This window comes from Microbacterium meiriae (assembly GCF_032364335.1).
GTDB classification, from domain to species: Bacteria; Actinomycetota; Actinomycetes; order Actinomycetales; family Microbacteriaceae; genus Microbacterium; species Microbacterium meiriae.
Genome location: NZ_CP133984.1, coordinates 253,765 through 270,250, shown reverse-complemented (window position 1 = coordinate 270,250; position 16,486 = coordinate 253,765). Strand labels below are relative to the sequence as shown.

Sequence of the window (16,486 nt, the reverse complement as noted above, 5' to 3'; positions counted from 1 at the left end):
CGGATTCAGACCGGCGCGAGCACCGCAGCCCCGGTGACGGTCGCATCGATCCCGAGCTCCGCGGGTCGCACGCGGGCTGCCGTCGGGCCCGGCATCGCCGCCGCCCGGTAGGCGCGGGCGACCTCGGCGAGATAGCGCTCCCCGATGGCCGCCACACCGCCGCCGACCGCGATGACCTCGACGTCGAGAAGCGCCTGCGCCCCGGCCAGCGCGCGACCGAGGAACCGCGCCCCCTCCGCGATCACCTCCTCGGCGACCGCGTCACCGGCGCGAGCGGCCGCGTCCACCTCCCGCAGCGTGAGCGCCGTGCCCGTGCGCTCCCGGTACGTCTGCTCCAGCCCGGGGCCGGAGGCGACGGCTTCGACGTGTCCGACTCCTCCGCAGCCGCAGCGACGCCCGGCCAGCTCCAGAGGGAGTGCCAGTTCGGTGTGCCCGACCGACCCCGCCGTGCCGGTCGCGCCCGCGCGGAGACCGTCCGGGAGCACGACGGCTCCGCCGATGCCGGTGCCGACGGCGACCATCAACAGCCCGCACGCTCCCCGACCCGCCCCTGCCGCGGCCTCCGCGACCGCCGCCGCGTGCACGTCGTTCACGACCGCCACCGGCACATCGAGGGCGTGGATGAGCGCCGCGCGCAGCGGGAAGCCCGCCCAGCCGCTGATCGCATCGGTCGCCGAGGTGATGCCGCCGTCCTGATCGACGACCCCGGCGGTGCCCACACCGACCGCCGCGACCCGCTCCGCACCGCGGACCATGTCGATCGCATCGACGACCGCCCGCACGATGGCCTCGCCGCCCTCCCTGGCCGGAGTGGACAGGGTGCGCACGGCGGTGACGCGACGGCGCCCGCCGTCCGGCTCCTGCCGGAACCCGGCGACGGCGACCTTCGTGCCGCCGATGTCGACCCCGACGATCACGCCCGCTCCGTGGCGGCCGGCGTCGCGGCGACGAAGCGGCGGGTGAGGGCGATGGGATCGGTGATCGCCCCGCCCACGACGACGGCGAAGGCTCCGGCATCGAAGGCCGCTCGTACCTGCGCAGGGGTCTGGTAGCGCCCCTCGGCGATGGCCGGGATCCCCGCGGCGGCGAGCGCGGCCACGAGGTCGAGGTCCGGTTCGTCCTGGCGCGGCGAGTGCGGGGTGTAGCCGGACAGGGTCGTGCCGACGACCGCCGCTCCCGCCGCCCACGCGCGCTCGCCCTCCGCGACCGTCGACACGTCGGCCATCACCGGTCGCCCCGTCGCCGCGGCGATCTCCCCGATGAGCCGGAAGTCCGTGCCGAGCTGCTCCGTCGTGGCGTCCACCGCGATGATGTCGGCCCCGGCCTCCGCCAGCCCCGTGGCGAGCGCGAGCTCCGGGGTGATGACGTTGCGGACGCCGTTCCAGATCTTGTGGAGTCCGATGATCGGCACGTCGGTGACCGGACGCACCCGGCGGATGTCGTCCGGCCCGTTGAGCCGCAGACCGCTCGCGCCGCCGAGGAGCGCAGACTCGGCGAGCGCACCGATGACGTGGGTGTCCCTGGCGGGGGCGCCCGTGGACGCCTGGACCGAGGCGACGAGCCGGCCGCGGAGGAGAGCGAGGGGATCGTGGGTCACTTGAGGGCTCCTGCACTGGCGCCGCCGATGAAGAACTTCTGACCGAGGAGGAAGATCGCCACGGCCGGGAGCGTGAACATCACGCACGCAGCCATGAGCGGCCCCCAGGCCACGTCGTTCTCCCCGAAGAAGGCGTACAGACCGATGGACAGCGTGTACGTCGACTGGTCGTTGAGGTAGATGAGGGGATTGAGGAAGTCGGTCCACGCCCAGACGAACTGGAAGATCGCCGCGGTCACGATGGCCGGACGCGCCAAGGGAAGGACGATCGTCGCGTAGGTGCGGAACTCCGAGGCGCCGTCCAGACGGGCGGCCTCGATGAGCTCGTCCGGTACCGCGAGGAGGAACTGCCGGATCATGAAGATGAAGAACGGCGTGCCCAGGAACGCGGGGACGATGAGCGGGAGGTAGGTGTTGGTCGCCTCCAGCCCGTTCCACACGAGGAACAGCGGGATCAGCGTGACCTGCGGCGGCAGCATCATCGTGGCGAGCACGAGGATCAGGAGCGGTCGGGCGCCGCGCCACTTCACCTTCGCGAGGGCGTAGGCGACGAGCGGACACGAGATGACCGTGCCGAGGATGCTCATGCCGGAGACGAAGAGGGTGTTGGCGAGGTAGCGCCACACCGGGATCTGCGCGAACGCCTCGGCGAAGTTGGCCGTGGTCCACTCGGCGGGCAGCAGGGTGGGCGGGGAGGAGAACACGTCGCCTGGCGTCTTGAACGCGGTCGACAGCATCACCAGCAACGGGAACAGGAACAGCAGCGCGAGCAGCGTCACCGCGATCTGCTGCCGGACGCGGCGGAGCGTGCGGCGGGTGCGACGAGGGCGGCGCACCGGAGCGGAGATGTCAGCGTGCGCCATCGTGGACCCACTTCCTCGAGGTCGCGAGCACGATGAGGCTCACGACGAGCGTGACGATGAACAGCGTCCACGCCATGGCGGAGGCGTAGCCCATCTTCAGGAACACGAAGGCGTTCTGGTACAGGTACATCGCATACGAGAGCATCGACTGCCCCGGGCCCGAACCCGCCTGGTTGAGGCGCTCCTGCGACAGGATGTACGGCTGCGTGAAGATCTGCAGGAATCCGATGATGCTCACGATCACCTGGAACAGGGTGACCGGGGAGACCGTGGGCCAGGTGACGTTGGTGAATCGGCGCCAGGCGCCTGCGCCGTCGAGCTCGGCCGCCTCGTACAGCTCCTTCGGCACCTCCTGCAGGGCGGCGAGGTAGATGATCATGGTGCCGCCCACGGTCCACAGCGACATGAGGATGATGGCGGGCTTCGTCCACTCCGGCTGCTGCAGCCAGGCCGGCCCCTCGATGCCGAACCACGAGAGGAAGTGGTTGATGAAGCCGTACTGGGCGTTCAGCAGCCAGCGCCACAGGTAGCCGCCGACGACGACCGGCACGATCGAGGGGAGATACACGAGCGCGCGATACAGCGGCTGGCCCCGCACCGGGGTGTTCAGCAGGTGCGCACCGGCCAGGGCGATGCCGATCGCGAGCGGCACGCCGAACACCGTGAGCACGGCCGTGTTGGCGAGGGACTTCCAGAACACTCCGTCGGCGAACATCTGGGTGTAGTTGTCCAGCCCCACCCACTCGGGCGCCTGGAACAGGTTGAAGTCGGTGAAGCTGTAGTACGCCGACGCCGCGATCGGATAGGCGAACAGGAACAGGAAGCCGACGATGAACGGCGACGCGAAAGCCAGGCCGATCAGCGTGGTCCGGCGGCTGCGGCGCCGCCGGACGGGAGCGCCGGGTCCGGCAGGAGCGTTCTCCTGCCGGACCCGGGGTGCTGTTGCCGTGGTCACGAGGACCGGCTCACTTCGAGGCGTAGGAGGCCATGCGCTCCTCGACGGTCGCGATCGCCTCCTCCGGGGTGGCGGTCAGCCGCACGACCTCGTCGAACGCGGTCGCGAGGTCCGTCGCGTACTCGGCGCTGTACGGACGGCTGGCCAGGGACTTCGCGTTCGGGGAGGACGCGGCCTCCGCCCAGACACCGAAGTCCTGCAGCTCGTCGAACGCGGCGCTGCCGGCGAGGGAGGAGCGGCCCGGGAGGTTGCCGAGGGCGACGGCGAACTTCTCCATGGGCTCGTCGCTCACGAGGTAGGCGAGGAAGGTGGCCGCCTCCTCCTTGTGCTTCGAGTTCGCGGGGATGAACAGGGTGCTCGCGGTGACCTGCGTGCTGTTCTCCAGGTCCGGCGAGGCGGCGGGGATCGCGGTCACGCCCCACTCGAAGTCGGGGGCGATCTTGGCGGCGCTGGCCGACCGCCACTCGCCGTCGATGATCATGGCGACCTGGCCGCTGAAGAACGGGTCCTGTGTGGAGAGGTACTCGCCCTGTCCGGACACGAAGGTGGCCATGGCATCGGCGCCGACCGGCTCGATCACGTTGTCCTGGTACCACTGCAGGGCCTCGAGGTTCCCGTCTTCCGCGGGGGTCGGGCCGTCCTCGCCGTCCCAGCTGCCGCCGAACGCGTAGCCGAGGGTCGTGAGGGTGGTGCTGTCGTTCGCCGAGCCGAGACCGAGCTGCGTGATCTTGCCGGAGGCGTCCTTCTTGGTGAGCTTCGGGATGGCGGCGGCGAGCTCGTCCATCGTCGTCGGCGGGGTGACCCCGGCCTCCTCCAGCAGCTGCGGGTTGTAGAGGAGCTGGAAGCTGTGGATCGCGATCGGCAGCGAGTAGATCGTGCCGTCGTAGGTCATCTGCTCCATGGCGCTCGGGACGAAGTCGTCGACGTCGATGTCCTCGGCGGCGATCGCGTCGTCGAGCGGCGCGAGGATGCCCTTCGAGGCCCAGGCGCCGACGGTGTTGCCGAAGTTGTCGGAGATGTCGAAGGAGCCGTTCGACGACGACATCGACGTGAGCTGCTTCTGGGTGTCGGGGCTGGAGACGCCCTTGACGACGATGTCGTCCTGGCTGGCGTTGAAGTCGGCGATGATCGCCTCCAGCGCCTTCGCCTCCTCCCCGCCCCACAGGTACGAGAACGTGATCTCGGTGGGGCCGTCGGCGTCGCCGCCGCCACCGGCGCAGCCGCTCAGGGCGACGACCGTCGCCGCGCCCAGCGCCCCGGCGACCAGGACGCGCCGGCGCATGTTGTGCTTCACGTGCATGGGGATTCTCCGCTCATCGTTGACCGTGCAAAGGATTGGAATAGACCAATTAAGAACCGCTGAGAGGAGACATTGACACAAACCGGGGTGATCGTCAAGATTGGGTTAGTCCAAACGAGGGGGAATCATGTCGGCGATCGAGGGCGTCACGAAGCACGAACGCGTGCGGCGGCATCTGGAGAAGGTCATCGACCAGGGGCTCGCACCCCACGAGAAGCTGCCCACGGAGCGCGAGCTCGCGGAGTCGCTCGAGGTGAACCGGCAGACCGTGCGTCGCGCCCTCGACGAGCTCGAACGGGACGGACTGGTGTATCGGCTCCAGGGGGCGGGCACGTTCGTGAGCGCCTCGCGGATCAGCAAGGCCTTCGAGCTGACCTCGTTCTCGGAGGACATGCTCGCCCGGAACATGCGACCGGGCTCCCTCTCCGTCGACGTCGGCACCGCGGCGGCCGGGCAGACCGCAGGGTACGCCCTGAACCTCAGCCCGCAGTCCCCCGTCGTGCGGATCCGCCGCGTCCGGACCGCCGACGACATCCCGATCTGCCTGGAGGTGTGCTCGATCGCGGCCGACACCGTGCCGGGTCTGGAGGACGGCATCGTGGGCGACTCGCTCTACGACGACCTGCGCACCCGGTTCGGCATCACCGCCGTGCGCGCCGACCAGGAGATCCACGCGGTCGTGCTCGACGAGGAGCAGGCCGCCGCGCTGCAGACGCCGCCGTTCTCCCCCGCCTTCCTCGTGAAGCGCACGACCTATGACGCCCGCAGCCGCCCGATCGAGTACGCCGAGTCGGTGTACCGCGGCGACCGCTACTCGTACCTCGTCTCCATCGCCCGTCCCTGATCCCCGACGACTCCCGACCTGCGATCCCCTTCACCGACGAAAGGCTCCTCGTGTCCGACCCGACCCTCCGCCCGCGCATCGCGCTGCTCCCCCTCGACGATCGGCCGGTGAACGTCAAGCTCCCGGGCGACGTCGCGGCCGTCGCCGGAGTGACCCTCGACGTCCCGCCCGCCGAGATCCTCCCCTCGTACCGGACCGCGGGCGACGCCGACGCGTTGGGCGGGTGGCTGCGGGAGCGGGCGGCCGACCCCGCGACGGTGCACCTGGTCGTCTCGGTGGACATGCTCCTCTACGGCGGGCTCATCGCGAGCCGCACGAGCGACGACACCACCCGCGACGTGCTGGCGCGCCTCGACGTGCTGCGCGAGGTGCGGCGGATGCGGCCCGATCTGCCCATCTCGGCGGTGTCGCTGGTGACCCGCGCGAGCAACTCCTACTCCGCCGCCGAGGAGCCGACCTACTGGACGGAGCACGGCAAGGAGATCCACGCACTCGGCGGCGACGCGCACCGACTGCTCGGTGAGACCGAGGTGCTGCCGCTCGACGACCTGACTCCGGTGCCCGCCGCGGTCGTCTCCGACTACTCGTCTCGGCGGCTGCGCAACCACATCGTGAACCTCTCCACGCTGGGCCTCGTGGAGGACGAGACCCTCGACTTCCTGGCGATCACCGCCGACGACACCGCCCCCTTCGCGGCGGGCAGCGCAGAGCAGGTGTGGCTCCGGCACTGGATGCGGATGCTGCCGTCGGGCCGGCGTGTGCTGATGTACCCGGGGGCCGACGAGGTGGGCGCCGCGCTCGTCGCCCGGGCCCTGGCGGCGAACGCCGGGGTGACCGCCTCGTTCTCGGTGGCCTGCGCGGACGCCGACGGCATCGAGCGCGTCCCGCCCTACGAGAACATGTCGCTCGCGGCGTCGGCGAGCCGGCAGATCCGCGCGGCCGGCGCCGAGGAGGTCGCCACCGGAGGCGACGTCACCCTCGTGCTGCACGCCCCCGACCCCGACCGGCACGACATGTTCCGCGGGCGGCCCGAGGTCGTCGATGCGGACGCCGTCGCGGGGACGGTCGCTCTCGTGCGGGAGCGTCTGGACGCCGGGGAGCACGTCGCCCTGGCGGATGTGCGGTACCCGAACGGCGCGGACGAGGCGCTCGTGCGCGCGCTCGCCGAGGCCGGACTGCTCGGCCGCCTGGAGGCTTTCGGCGGGTGGAACACCGCCGGGAACACGCTCGGCAGCGTCGTCGCGGTGGCCGCCGCCGGCGTCGTCGGTCGGGCCTCGGGCTCCTTCGACGACCGCGCCGCGCGGATCGCCCTGCTGACCCGGCTGCTCGACGACTTCGCCTACCAGGCCGTGGTGCGCACGGATGCGGGGCCGTCCCTCTTCCCTGACATCTATCCGATGGCCGACGACGCGCAGGTCGCGACGGCGGAGCGCGTCATCCGCGCCGAGCTGACGGGCTTGCTGGAGTCGATGCTGCCCGCCGACGACGTGCGGATCGAGGAGCTGACCCTCCCCTGGCGGCGCTCCTTCGAGATCGGTCTCACCCTGCGCTGACTCCTCCGCGGCGCCGGCATACACCCGCGACCGCCGCGAGCCTGGCGCGCTCCACAGGAAGGGATGGTTGGCTGGAACCTCCGGCGGGGGAGATTCGAGCCGGGTACGACCACAGGGGGGACGGCGTCCATGAGCAGTACGACCGGGCACGAGGCGGCGGGCAGCCGAGTGCGGGTGAGTGTGGTGGTGCCGGTGTTCCGGCCGAAGGCGTCGTTCGACGACCTCATCGCCTCGCTCGACGCCCAGACGCTGGATCGGGAGGCCTTCGAGGTCCTGCTCTGCGACGACGGCTCCGGGGAGGAGACGGCCGCGCGGCTGGAGAGCATCGCGAAGGATCGCCCTCATGTACGGGTGCTGTCGCTGCCGCACTCCGGCTGGCCCGGCACTCCGCGCAACCGCGGCGTCGAGGAGGCCAGAGGGACGTACGTGCAGTTCGTCGACCAGGACGACTGGCTGTATCCGCGCGCACTCGAGCGGCTGTGCGACTACGCCGATGAGCATGGGTCGGACGTCGTGGTCGGCAAGGAGGTGGGCATCGGACGGAAGCTGCCCGCCAAGATCTTCCAGCGCGACATCCCGCACGCGGTGCTCGGCGAGGACCCGATCCTGGAGATGCTGACGCCGCACAAGATGTTCCGGACGGCGTTCCTCCGCGAGCACGGCATCCGCTTCCCTGATGGCAAGGTGCGACTCGAGGACCACCTGTTCGTGATGCAGGCGTACTTCGCCGCCGACACGATCTCGGTGCTCGCCAGCGAGCCCTGCTACGCGTGGGTGAAGGAGCCCGGGAGTGCGAGCTCGTCGCGCATCGACCCCGAGTCGTACTTCCCGCACCTGGAGACCGTGCTCGATGTCGTCGAGGCGAACACGGAGCCCGGGAAGGTGCGCGACCGGCTGCTGCGGCACTGGTTCCGCGGCAAGATCCTCAACCGGATCGCCGGACGACGGATGGTGAAGTACCCGACGGAGTACCGCGACCGCCTGCTGGACGTGGTGGTGCCGCTCGCGCAGCGTCGATTCGGCCCCGGCGTGGATGCGGGGCTGTCGTTCCCGCAGCGCATCCGGGCGGCTCTGCTGCGCGCCGACCGCCGGGATGACCTGCTCGCCTTCGCCGCGTTCGAGGCGGACACGACCTGCACGGCCACCGTGACCGCGGCGCGCTGGTCGCGCGGCGGGTTGCAGCTCACCGTGCGCGTCCGTCTGCTCCGGGACGGCGAGGAGGCGTTCGTGTTCGAGACCGTCGGTTCCGCCGACCGGCTGGTCTCCCTGCCCTCGTCGGCGACCGAAGACCTCCCCTCCGGGCTGCTCAACGCTCGCAAGGAGCGTCGCGCTGACCGCGTCGACCTCGTCGCGCGGGATACGCCGACCCCCGGACAGGCGCCGGAGTCGACGGCAGGCTCGGAGCGCAAGATCGGCGGCCGACGCCCGAAGCGCCTCGACGCGGTGCCCATCGCCCTGGACCCGATGAAGGCGTTCCGTGAGGACGGCGCTCGCGACGCCGACCTCACCGTCGCCGTCCGCTACGCCGGGTGGATGTTCACCGCCCCGCTGACAGCGGCGCCGGACGTGACGGCACACCTCGGCAGGTCCCCGCTTCTCGCGGGCCGTCGGGTCGAGCTCGTACGGAACGAGGATGGCAGCCTGCGGCTGCGCCGCGAGTGGCCGGGCGGCGCCTGGCGCGACGCCCTCGCACGAGCCGCCCGCCGCGTCCGCTCCCGACTTCGCCGCTGACAGACCGAGCGTCGCGCGCCCCCTCCCTTCGGGCGCCGACCAGCTGTGACCCCGACACCCACCACCGCGAGCAGGCGCGGCCCACTCACGCTGCGACATCGAAGCGCGCCCGTCCGCCCAGCCGCGGTGTGCGCTGCGGGTCGACCCACCGCGGCGGAAGGAACCACGGTCGGCCGGTCACGCCGGAACCCTCGATCACGATCTCCCACCCGTTGTCGTGGATGCGGTGGTGGCAGGTCTCGCAGAGCAGGATCCCGTTCGAGAGATCGGTCGGACCTCGATCTCGCTGCCACCAGCGGAGGTGGTGAGCCTTCGTCATCCCGGGCGGGAGCCCGCACATGGCGCACCCGCCATCCCGTTCGGCGAGGGCCAGCCGTTGGGCTCGGGTGAAGAGGCGCTTCTCGCGGCCCCAATCCAGAACCTCGCTCGCACCGCCGAGGACGCAGGGGATGACGCCCCCGCTGGCCGCCATCCGCCGCGCGGCGCCGATGTCGATCACCTGGTCGAGCCCGTCGACCGTCGCCGACCCGGTTCCCGCCTGCAGATCGTCCAGCGATACCCGAACGATCACCGTCGCCCCGGCGAGCGGCACCCGATCGCCCTCGCACCCGAGCGCGTGCGCGCAGAAGAGGGACAGCGCATCGGCCTGGATCATCGCGACGGAGCGCCGATCCGCGTCGGGCGACTCCGCATCGGGGGCTTCGAGGCGGGCGGCGAACACGGCAGACACGTGCCCGCGGATCGCGGTGACGACCGGCGCAGCGGACTCGGCATCGAGCTGCGCGTGCAGATGCACCATGCCGTCACGTTCGAAGATGCGCAGTCCGCGCCGACCGCGCTGTTCCTCCGCCCGCGGCGCTACGCCGTCGGGGTCGAGCCACGCTTCGGCGCGGAGGACGAGCTTGCGCACCGCATCGAGCTCGAGCCCTTCGGCTGCGGCGGTCAGCACGCGTTCCGCCTCGGCGATGCGCTCCACACCGGCGGCCACGCGGCAGCGATCGAGGAGAGCGACGAGGAGACCGATCGCCGGCGCTCCGAGCACACCCGACGCGAGTGCTTCCCCGAGGAGCGGATACCGCGCGGGCAGCGGCGCGCCGAGCAGATCGCTCCGCGGCGCGGTCGCTTCTCCGACCTTCACCAGGCGCTGCGCCTCCCCCGTCGAGATGCCCGTCGTCGCGGCGATGAGCTTCGCCGCCGTGCGGTACCCGCGTTGCTTCGCCAAGCTGTCGGCCCCGAGCTCCGCGCGCGACTCCCGAGCGATGCCGGCGGCCACGTCGACGTGGATCGCATCGAGCCGGCGCTGCAGAAGTCCGATCGCGTCGGCCACCTCGACGAGCTGCACGCGGGAGAGCTCGGCGACATCGCCCGCGGCGCCCCACGCCTCGTCGAGGCGATCCATCGCCTCGCGCAGTCCGGACGTTTTCGACATGCTTCATTCTATCTCGTCAGGCCCCGACTTTCGAAGTTATGTTCGAATGCATGCCGGCATTCTGCCGCGGTCTGCCGCTCCTCCTGCCCGCCCCTACACGTCGAAGAGCGGGGCCGGGCGGCAGTCGCGGCGGGAAAGATCACGGGGCCGTGTCGAGCGGTGCGGCAGGAGGTGGAGCCGCCCGGTCATGACCTCGGTCCCTCGCGCTGCGGGCTGACCGCACTTACGCGACCGGCGTCGTCCGCAGCAAACTGCGCCGCAGGAACATGAGGGTCGGAATCCGCGACAAGCGAGACCAGGTCGCCGCCCGGGTGGAACGAGTTTAGAACGGCAGGTCGCGAGACCCCGGTGGGGCGATGAGGATGCCCGTGATCTTGCCGAAGCCGTTGTAGGCAACGCGGCCGATCCACTCTCCGGCCTCGTGGTGCAGGGTCACCTGCACGATCGCTCCGTTACTCAGGTGCCGGTTGGCGAGCGTGCTCAGCGGCGTGCTGCCGTCCGCCGTCTGTACCGTCGAATCGACGCAGGCTTCGAGGCGGCCGGTGTCACTCCGGATCTGGTCCCACACGCTCATCAGTTTGCGCTTGGTCAGCGCGCGACCGCAGGCGTACGTCATGTGTGCTCGCACCGCCTCGTAGTCGCCGGCATCCAGGTGTGCGAATACCGCGCTCGTGCGATCCGAGAGGTCTGTCACCGGCGCTGCCATCATCCCTGCCTCACCCTTGGTGCCGAATCGCTTGAACGCTGCTTGTCGGCTCACGCCGAGCGTGGCGCCGATCTCTTGCCACGAGACGCCATGCGAGCGCGCGGTGGAGACCGACTCCTGCAATCGCTCACGCGAACGCCGGACCAACTCGTCGGCCTGACGGATCATCAGGACCTCATCGCCCGAGCGAGACGGCGCTTCTCGTCCGCCTGCCTCGACGAGGGAGGCGAGGTCGGCAAGCGACAAGCCGCTGGTCGATGATCCGTCCATGAAGCGAGCCTATGGACCTGACTCGCGAGCGTCAACTAATGGGTGACATTCACGAATCCCACTCGTTCACCTCGTCGCATCCTCGCGTTCACGCCGCGCGCCTACCTTGAGTGCGGACGCGCGACCGCGCTCACGAAACCAGACAATCTTTGTGCCTTCACCACAAGAACCGGTAATGTCGCATCGACACACCTCGAAGGCGAGAAAGGGACGAACATGGCCGACAGGCAGCAGAGGCGCTGGGCGCTCATCGGATTGACGGCCGCGGCGGCGATCGCGCTCACCGGATGCACGGCGGGCGGCGACGGAGACGCGGGCGACGGCGGTGGCAGCGACGGCGGCTCCGGCGACACCCTCATCGTCTACACGAACTCGAACAGCGACGGCCGCGGGGAGTGGATCACCGAGAAGGCGGCGGACGCGGGCATCGACATCGAGATCGTGGGCCTCGGCGGCGCCGACCTGACGAACCGCATCATCGCGGAGAAGAACAACCCCGTCGGCGACGTGGTCTTCGGCCTGAACAACATGTTCTTCGAGCAGCTCAAGGCCGAGGAAGCCATCACGGCCTACGAGCCGAGCTGGAGCGGCGAGGTCCCCGCAGACGCCGGCGACCTGAAGGACGGCGCGTTCTGGCCGCTCGTGGAGCAGGCGATCGTCACGGTCTACGACGAGAACCGCATCAGCGACGCCCCCACCGACCCCGACGACCTGTACACCGACGAGGAGTTCGCCGGCCGTTACGAGGTCAACCCCGCGCTCGGCCAGGCCACCCCGCAGCTCGTGCTCGCCAGCATGCTCACCCGTCACCTCGACGAGGACGGCGACCTCGGCGTGAGCGACGAGGGCTGGGACCTGGTGAAGTCGTACTACGCCAACGGCTCCCCCGCTGTGGAGGGCACCGACCTCTACGCCCGCATCACCCGCGACGAGGTGGACTACGGCGTGCTGCCGTCGAGCGGCATCTCCGCCCGCGACGAGGAGTACGGCACCAGCACGGGCATGATCGTCCCCGAGTACGGCGTCCCCTACGTGACCGAGCAGATCGCCCAGATCAACGGCACGGACAACGAGGAGAAGGCGCAGGAGTTCATCGACTGGTTCGGCAGCGCCGAGGTCCAGGGCGAGTTCGCCGCGGAGTTCAACGCCATGCCCGTGAACGAGGGCGCGGTCGAGAAGGCCAACCCCGAGGTCGTCGAGCTCATGGGCACGCTCGACCGTCAGGACATCGACTTCGGCTTCGTGAGCGAGAACCTCGGCGCCTGGGTCGAGAAGGTCACGCTCGAGTACATCGGCTGACCCGCGCAGTCCCGCACCGGCAGAGAGAGAAGACGATGATCCGTTTCGACGACGTCGAGGTCGTGTTCGGCGACCACCGTGCGGTCTCGCACCTCGATCTGGAGATCCAGGAGGGTGAGTTCTTCACCCTCCTGGGTCCGTCCGGATGCGGCAAGACCACCGCCCTGCGCACGCTCGCGGGGTTCATCGAGCCCACCGGCGGCCGTATCCACATCGCCGGCCGCGACGTGACCCGGGTGCCGAGCGAGAAGCGCGGCGTGGGCATGGTGTTCCAGAACTACGCGCTGTTCCCGAGCATGAACGTACGGGAGAACATCGCGTTCGGCCTCTCGGTGCAGAAGGTGTCGAAGGCCGAGCAGCGGCGGCGCGTGGACGAGGTCACCGACCGCACCGGGCTCGCCGCGTCGCAGCTCGAGAAGAACGTGGCAGAACTGTCCGGCGGCCAGCAGCAGCGCGTCGCCATCGCCCGGGCGCTCGCGCTCACCCCCAGTATCCTGCTGCTCGACGAGCCGCTGTCGAACCTCGACGCCAAGCTCCGCGTGCAGCTGCGCGAACAGCTCAAGGAGCTGCAGCACGAGGTCGGCGTGACCACCGTGTACGTCACGCACGACCAGGAGGAGGCGCTCACCCTCAGCGACCGGATCGCCGTGCTCGACGCCGGGACCCTGCAGCAGGTGGGCACGCCGGAGGAGATCTACGACCGCAGCGCGACGCCGTTCGTCTGCCGGTTCATCGGCGAGAACAACCGCCTCACGCCCGCGCAGCTTATCGCGATCGGCGCCGGCCTCGATGCCACGGCCGAGAGCTACGTGCGGCCGGAGAAGCTGCACCTGGCGTCGCCGTCCGAGGCCACCGCCGGCGGCACGGCGTCGCTCGACGGCACCGTCGCCGAGCGCACGTACCACGGCAGCCACAGCGTCTACACGGTCTCCGCTGCCGACGCGACGCTCCGGGTGAGCGTGCCGGCCGCGGCGAGCGCGCACCGCTGGGACGTCGGCGACGCCGTGCGCATCGACGTCGACCCGCGGTGGATCCTGCAGTACCCGGCGGCGTGACATGAGCGCTCCGCAGAACGACTCCCGTCCGGTGCCGCCGCCGTCCGCGGCGATGACCGACACCCCCGGCGCGCTGACGACCGAGGCGGCCGAGGCGGGCACCGCGACGAAGCCCCGCCTCCGCCGCGGACGGCCGGGCAGCGTGCGCGCGACGCTCCGCTCGCCGCTCGCCTGGGTGACCGGCATCGTCGTGATCTGGTTCGCCGCCGCCTTCCTCGTGCTGCCGAACGCCGAGCTGCTCGCCGCGACCTTCTTCCCGGACGGGCAGTTCAGCATCCGCGCCGTCGAGAAGCTGCTCGGCAGCGAGCGCGCGCTGAAGACGCTCGGCAACAGCTTCCTCCTCGCGATCACGCTGTCGGTCACGGTGAACGTCGTCGGGGTGTTCATCGTGCTGGTGACGCAGTACTTCCAGGTGCGCGGCGCGAAACTCCTCTGGCTCGGCTACGCCACCACCCTGATCTACGGCGGCATCGTGCTCGCGGCCGGCTACAACTTCATCTACGGCAAGTTCGGCTTCATCACGAATCTGATGGTGAACATCTGGCCGGACATGAACCGGGACTGGTTCTCCGGCTACTTCGCGGTCGTGTTCGTGATGACGTTCGCGACGACGACGAACCACATGCTGTTCCTGTCCTCGTCGCTCGGCAAGGTGGACTATGCGTCGATCGAGGCCGCGAAGCTCATGGGTGCCTCGACATGGACGATCCTGCGGCGCATCGTGCTGCCGGTCATGAAGCCGATGCTCTTCGCCGTCACGGTGCTGACGTTCCTCATCGGCCTCGGGGCCCTGACCGCGCCGCTCGTGCTCGGCGGTCCGGACTTCCAGACCGTCGCACCCCTCATCATCGACCTGTCGCGGAGTCCGATCACCCGTGACATCGCGGCGCTGCTGGCGATCGTGCTCGGTGTCGCGACGATCATCCTGCTCGCGATCATGAACCGCGCCGAGAAGTCGGGGGTGTACTTCTCGGTGGCGAAGGTGGCGACGCCGATCCAGAAGCAGCGGATCCGCAACCCGTTCGCGAATGCCGTCGTGCACGTGGTCGCCTACCTGCTCTGGGTGATCTACCTCATCCCGGTCGTGCTCATCGTGATCTTCTCGTTCGTGGACGCGCGGAGCATCCTCGCCGGATCCATCACGCTCGACAGCTTCACGCTCGACAACTACATCACCGTGTTCTCCAGCGCGGCGGCCCTCCGGCCGTTCATCGTGAGCGTCGTCTACAGCGCCCTCGCCGCGGTCATCGTGGTGGGCGGCCTGCTCTTCGTGGCGCGGATGATGCAGAAGCACCGCAACCTGCTGACCACGGCCATCGAGTACGTGCTGCACATCCCGTGGATCCTGCCGATCGTGCTGATCGCACTGGCCTTCGTGATGGCGTTCGACGCCCCGCAGCCGCTCGTCGGCAACATCGTGCTCACGGGGACGCCGGTGCTGCTGCTCGTCGCGTACATCTGCGTGAAGATCCCGTTCACGCTGCGGCTGCTCAAGGCGGGCTTCGCGTCCGTGCCGGACTCCCTGGAAGACGCCTCGCGCATCCTCGGAGCGCGCTCGCTGACCACGTTCCGGCGCGTGCTCATCCCGCTCGTGCTGCCGACCGCGGCCGCGATCACGGCGCTGAACTTCAACAGCCTGCTCGACGACTACGACGCCGCGATCTTCCTCTACCACCCGCTGTACAAGCCGCTCGGCGTCGCGATCCAGGAGAGCACGCGCGGGGAGAACAACCTCGACGCGATGCCCATCACGTTCGTCTACACCGTGCTGCTCATGATCATCATGGGTGTCACCATGTATCTCGTGTATGGACGAGGTTCACGCGCCGGAGCGCCCCGCCGACGGAAGCAGCGCGCATGAGCGGGGCGGATTCCGGGACGCCCGCCCTGCGGGTCACGATCAGCGACGTCGCCGCGGCGGCGGGGGTGTCGCGGGCGACGGCGACCAGAGCATTGAAGGGCGAGGGCCGGTTCGCGCCGGAGACGCAGGAGCGCATCCTGGAGGCCGCCGAGCGCCTCGGGTACGTACGCAACACCATGGCCGCGGAGCTCGCCGCCGGACGCACCGGCACCGTCGGCCTCATGCTGCGCGACGCGAGCAACCCCGCGTACGGCCTCCTCTTCTCCCGGTTGCAGGAGGAGGCGCATCAGCGCGGCCTCGACCTCGTGACCGTCACGATCGGCGCCGACGAGCAGGGCGCCAAGCAGGTGAATGCGCTGCACCGGCTGCTCGGCATGCGGGTCGCGGGACTCATCGTCGCGACCGGCGGCATCTCCGCGGCGCAGCTCGAGCCCTTCGCCGACCAGGTGCCGATCCTCCGTGCCGGGCGCGTGGAGTCGGCGGGCCGCATCCACACCGCCCACTACGACGACGAGGGGCACGGGCGCCTGCTCGCGGAGCACATCATCGCGCTCGGACACCGGACGGTCGTCGTGCTCGCCGGAAGCCCCGACGCGTCGTACCCCGAGCACCTGCGCGCGCTCGCGATGCAGGAGGTCCTGACCGCGGCGGGCGTCGCCGTAACGATGATCTCGGCCGGCGCGCGTCCCGACGACGGCGTCGACGAAGCCCTCGCCGCCGTGCGCGCCGGATCGACCGCCGTCATGTGCGCCTCGGACTACCGGCAGCTCGCCGTCATGCGCGCCGCCCGCGCGGCAGGCCTCCGCGTGCCGGAGGACGTGAGCGTGACCGGGTGCGACGGCATCCTGCCCGGCGCCGATCTGCTCGGGCTCACCACCCTGCGGATCCCCGTGGAGGCGGTGGCCGCGGCCGCCGTCGAGACCATGCAGCAGCTGCTCACCGCGGACGAGCCGGAGACGCTCGTGCGCCGCTCGTTCACGGGAACCCTCGTCCCCGGATCCACGGCCGCCGCCGTCTGACATC

At 70.3% G+C, this 16,486-nt stretch carries 14 protein-coding genes; 7 read left to right on the top strand and 7 right to left on the bottom strand.

All coding sequences use genetic code 11. The annotated features are described in order from the left end of the window. Positions 1-5: 5 nt before the first annotated feature. From RI211_RS01245 to RI211_RS01225, 5 genes are read right to left on the bottom strand one after another with little or no spacing between them, the layout of a single operon-like run. Entirely contained in the window at positions 6-917 is a 912-nt protein-coding gene (locus RI211_RS01245) for an ROK family protein (RefSeq protein ID WP_187663000.1), read from the bottom strand. Further along, positions 914-1,597, bottom strand: coding sequence for an N-acetylmannosamine-6-phosphate 2-epimerase (locus tag RI211_RS01240; RefSeq protein WP_315638213.1), 684 nt, complete (start codon positions 1,595-1,597; stop codon positions 914-916). The genes RI211_RS01245 and RI211_RS01240 overlap by 4 nt, the downstream gene beginning before the upstream one ends. Then, positions 1,594-2,460 carry a carbohydrate ABC transporter permease gene (locus RI211_RS01235; protein ID WP_085604539.1) on the bottom strand — a complete coding sequence of 289 codons (867 nt, stop codon included), beginning with the start codon at positions 2,458-2,460 and terminating at the stop codon, positions 1,594-1,596. The genes RI211_RS01240 and RI211_RS01235 overlap by 4 nt, the downstream gene beginning before the upstream one ends. Next, positions 2,447-3,415, bottom strand: a complete 969-nt coding sequence (locus RI211_RS01230) for a carbohydrate ABC transporter permease (RefSeq protein WP_187662998.1) — start codon at positions 3,413-3,415, stop codon at positions 2,447-2,449. The genes RI211_RS01235 and RI211_RS01230 overlap by 14 nt, the downstream gene beginning before the upstream one ends. 10 nt (positions 3,416-3,425) lie before the next feature. Then, positions 3,426-4,715 carry an ABC transporter substrate-binding protein gene (locus RI211_RS01225; protein ID WP_315638214.1) on the bottom strand — a complete coding sequence of 430 codons (1,290 nt, stop codon included), beginning with the start codon at positions 4,713-4,715 and terminating at the stop codon, positions 3,426-3,428. 127 nt (positions 4,716-4,842) lie between these two features. Here RI211_RS01225 and RI211_RS01220 point away from each other — a divergent pair, with 127 nt between their 5' ends. The 3 genes from RI211_RS01220 to RI211_RS01210 all read left to right on the top strand — a co-directional run bounded on the left by RI211_RS01220 (position 4,843) and on the right by RI211_RS01210 (position 8,843). Further along, a complete protein-coding gene (locus tag RI211_RS01220) occupies positions 4,843-5,559 on the top strand; it encodes a GntR family transcriptional regulator (RefSeq protein ID WP_315638215.1) in 717 nt (238 codons plus the stop codon). A gap of 50 nt (positions 5,560-5,609) precedes the next feature. Further along, complete coding sequence (locus RI211_RS01215) at positions 5,610-7,112, top strand: DUF4127 family protein (protein ID WP_315638216.1); 1,503 nt, start codon at positions 5,610-5,612, stop codon at positions 7,110-7,112. Positions 7,113-7,241: 129 nt separating this feature from the next. Further along, complete coding sequence (locus RI211_RS01210) at positions 7,242-8,843, top strand: glycosyltransferase family 2 protein (RefSeq protein ID WP_315638217.1); 1,602 nt, start codon at positions 7,242-7,244, stop codon at positions 8,841-8,843. Between the two features lie 85 nt (positions 8,844-8,928). Here the strand turns inward: RI211_RS01210 and RI211_RS01205 are convergent, their stop codons facing one another. Together RI211_RS01205 and RI211_RS01200 are read right to left on the bottom strand one after the other, a co-directional pair. Beyond that, positions 8,929-10,272 (bottom strand): HNH endonuclease signature motif containing protein, encoded by a 1,344-nt coding sequence (locus RI211_RS01205; RefSeq protein WP_315638218.1) that lies wholly within the window; start codon positions 10,270-10,272, stop codon positions 8,929-8,931. A gap of 322 nt (positions 10,273-10,594) precedes the next feature. Continuing rightward, positions 10,595-11,248 (bottom strand): hypothetical protein, encoded by a 654-nt coding sequence (locus RI211_RS01200; RefSeq protein WP_315638219.1) that lies wholly within the window; start codon positions 11,246-11,248, stop codon positions 10,595-10,597. Between the two features lie 216 nt (positions 11,249-11,464). Here RI211_RS01200 and RI211_RS01195 point away from each other — a divergent pair, with 216 nt between their 5' ends. From RI211_RS01195 to RI211_RS01180, 4 genes are read left to right on the top strand one after another with little or no spacing between them, the layout of a single operon-like run. Next, on the top strand, positions 11,465-12,547 hold the full coding sequence (locus RI211_RS01195; RefSeq protein ID WP_315638220.1) for an extracellular solute-binding protein: 1,083 nt from the start codon (positions 11,465-11,467) through the stop codon (positions 12,545-12,547). 35 nt (positions 12,548-12,582) lie between these two features. Further along, positions 12,583-13,602: an ABC transporter ATP-binding protein gene (locus RI211_RS01190; RefSeq protein ID WP_315638221.1), complete on the top strand. Its 1,020-nt coding sequence runs from the start codon at positions 12,583-12,585 to the stop codon at positions 13,600-13,602. A gap of 1 nt (position 13,603) precedes the next feature. Next, the gene (locus RI211_RS01185; RefSeq protein ID WP_315638222.1) at positions 13,604-15,463 is read left to right on the top strand and encodes an ABC transporter permease; all 1,860 of its coding nucleotides are present in this window, start codon (positions 13,604-13,606) and stop codon (positions 15,461-15,463) included. Further along, on the top strand, positions 15,460-16,482 hold the full coding sequence (locus RI211_RS01180) for a LacI family DNA-binding transcriptional regulator (protein ID WP_315638223.1): 1,023 nt from the start codon (positions 15,460-15,462) through the stop codon (positions 16,480-16,482). Before RI211_RS01185 ends, RI211_RS01180 begins: the two co-directional genes overlap by 4 nt. Positions 16,483-16,486: the final 4 nt, after the last annotated feature.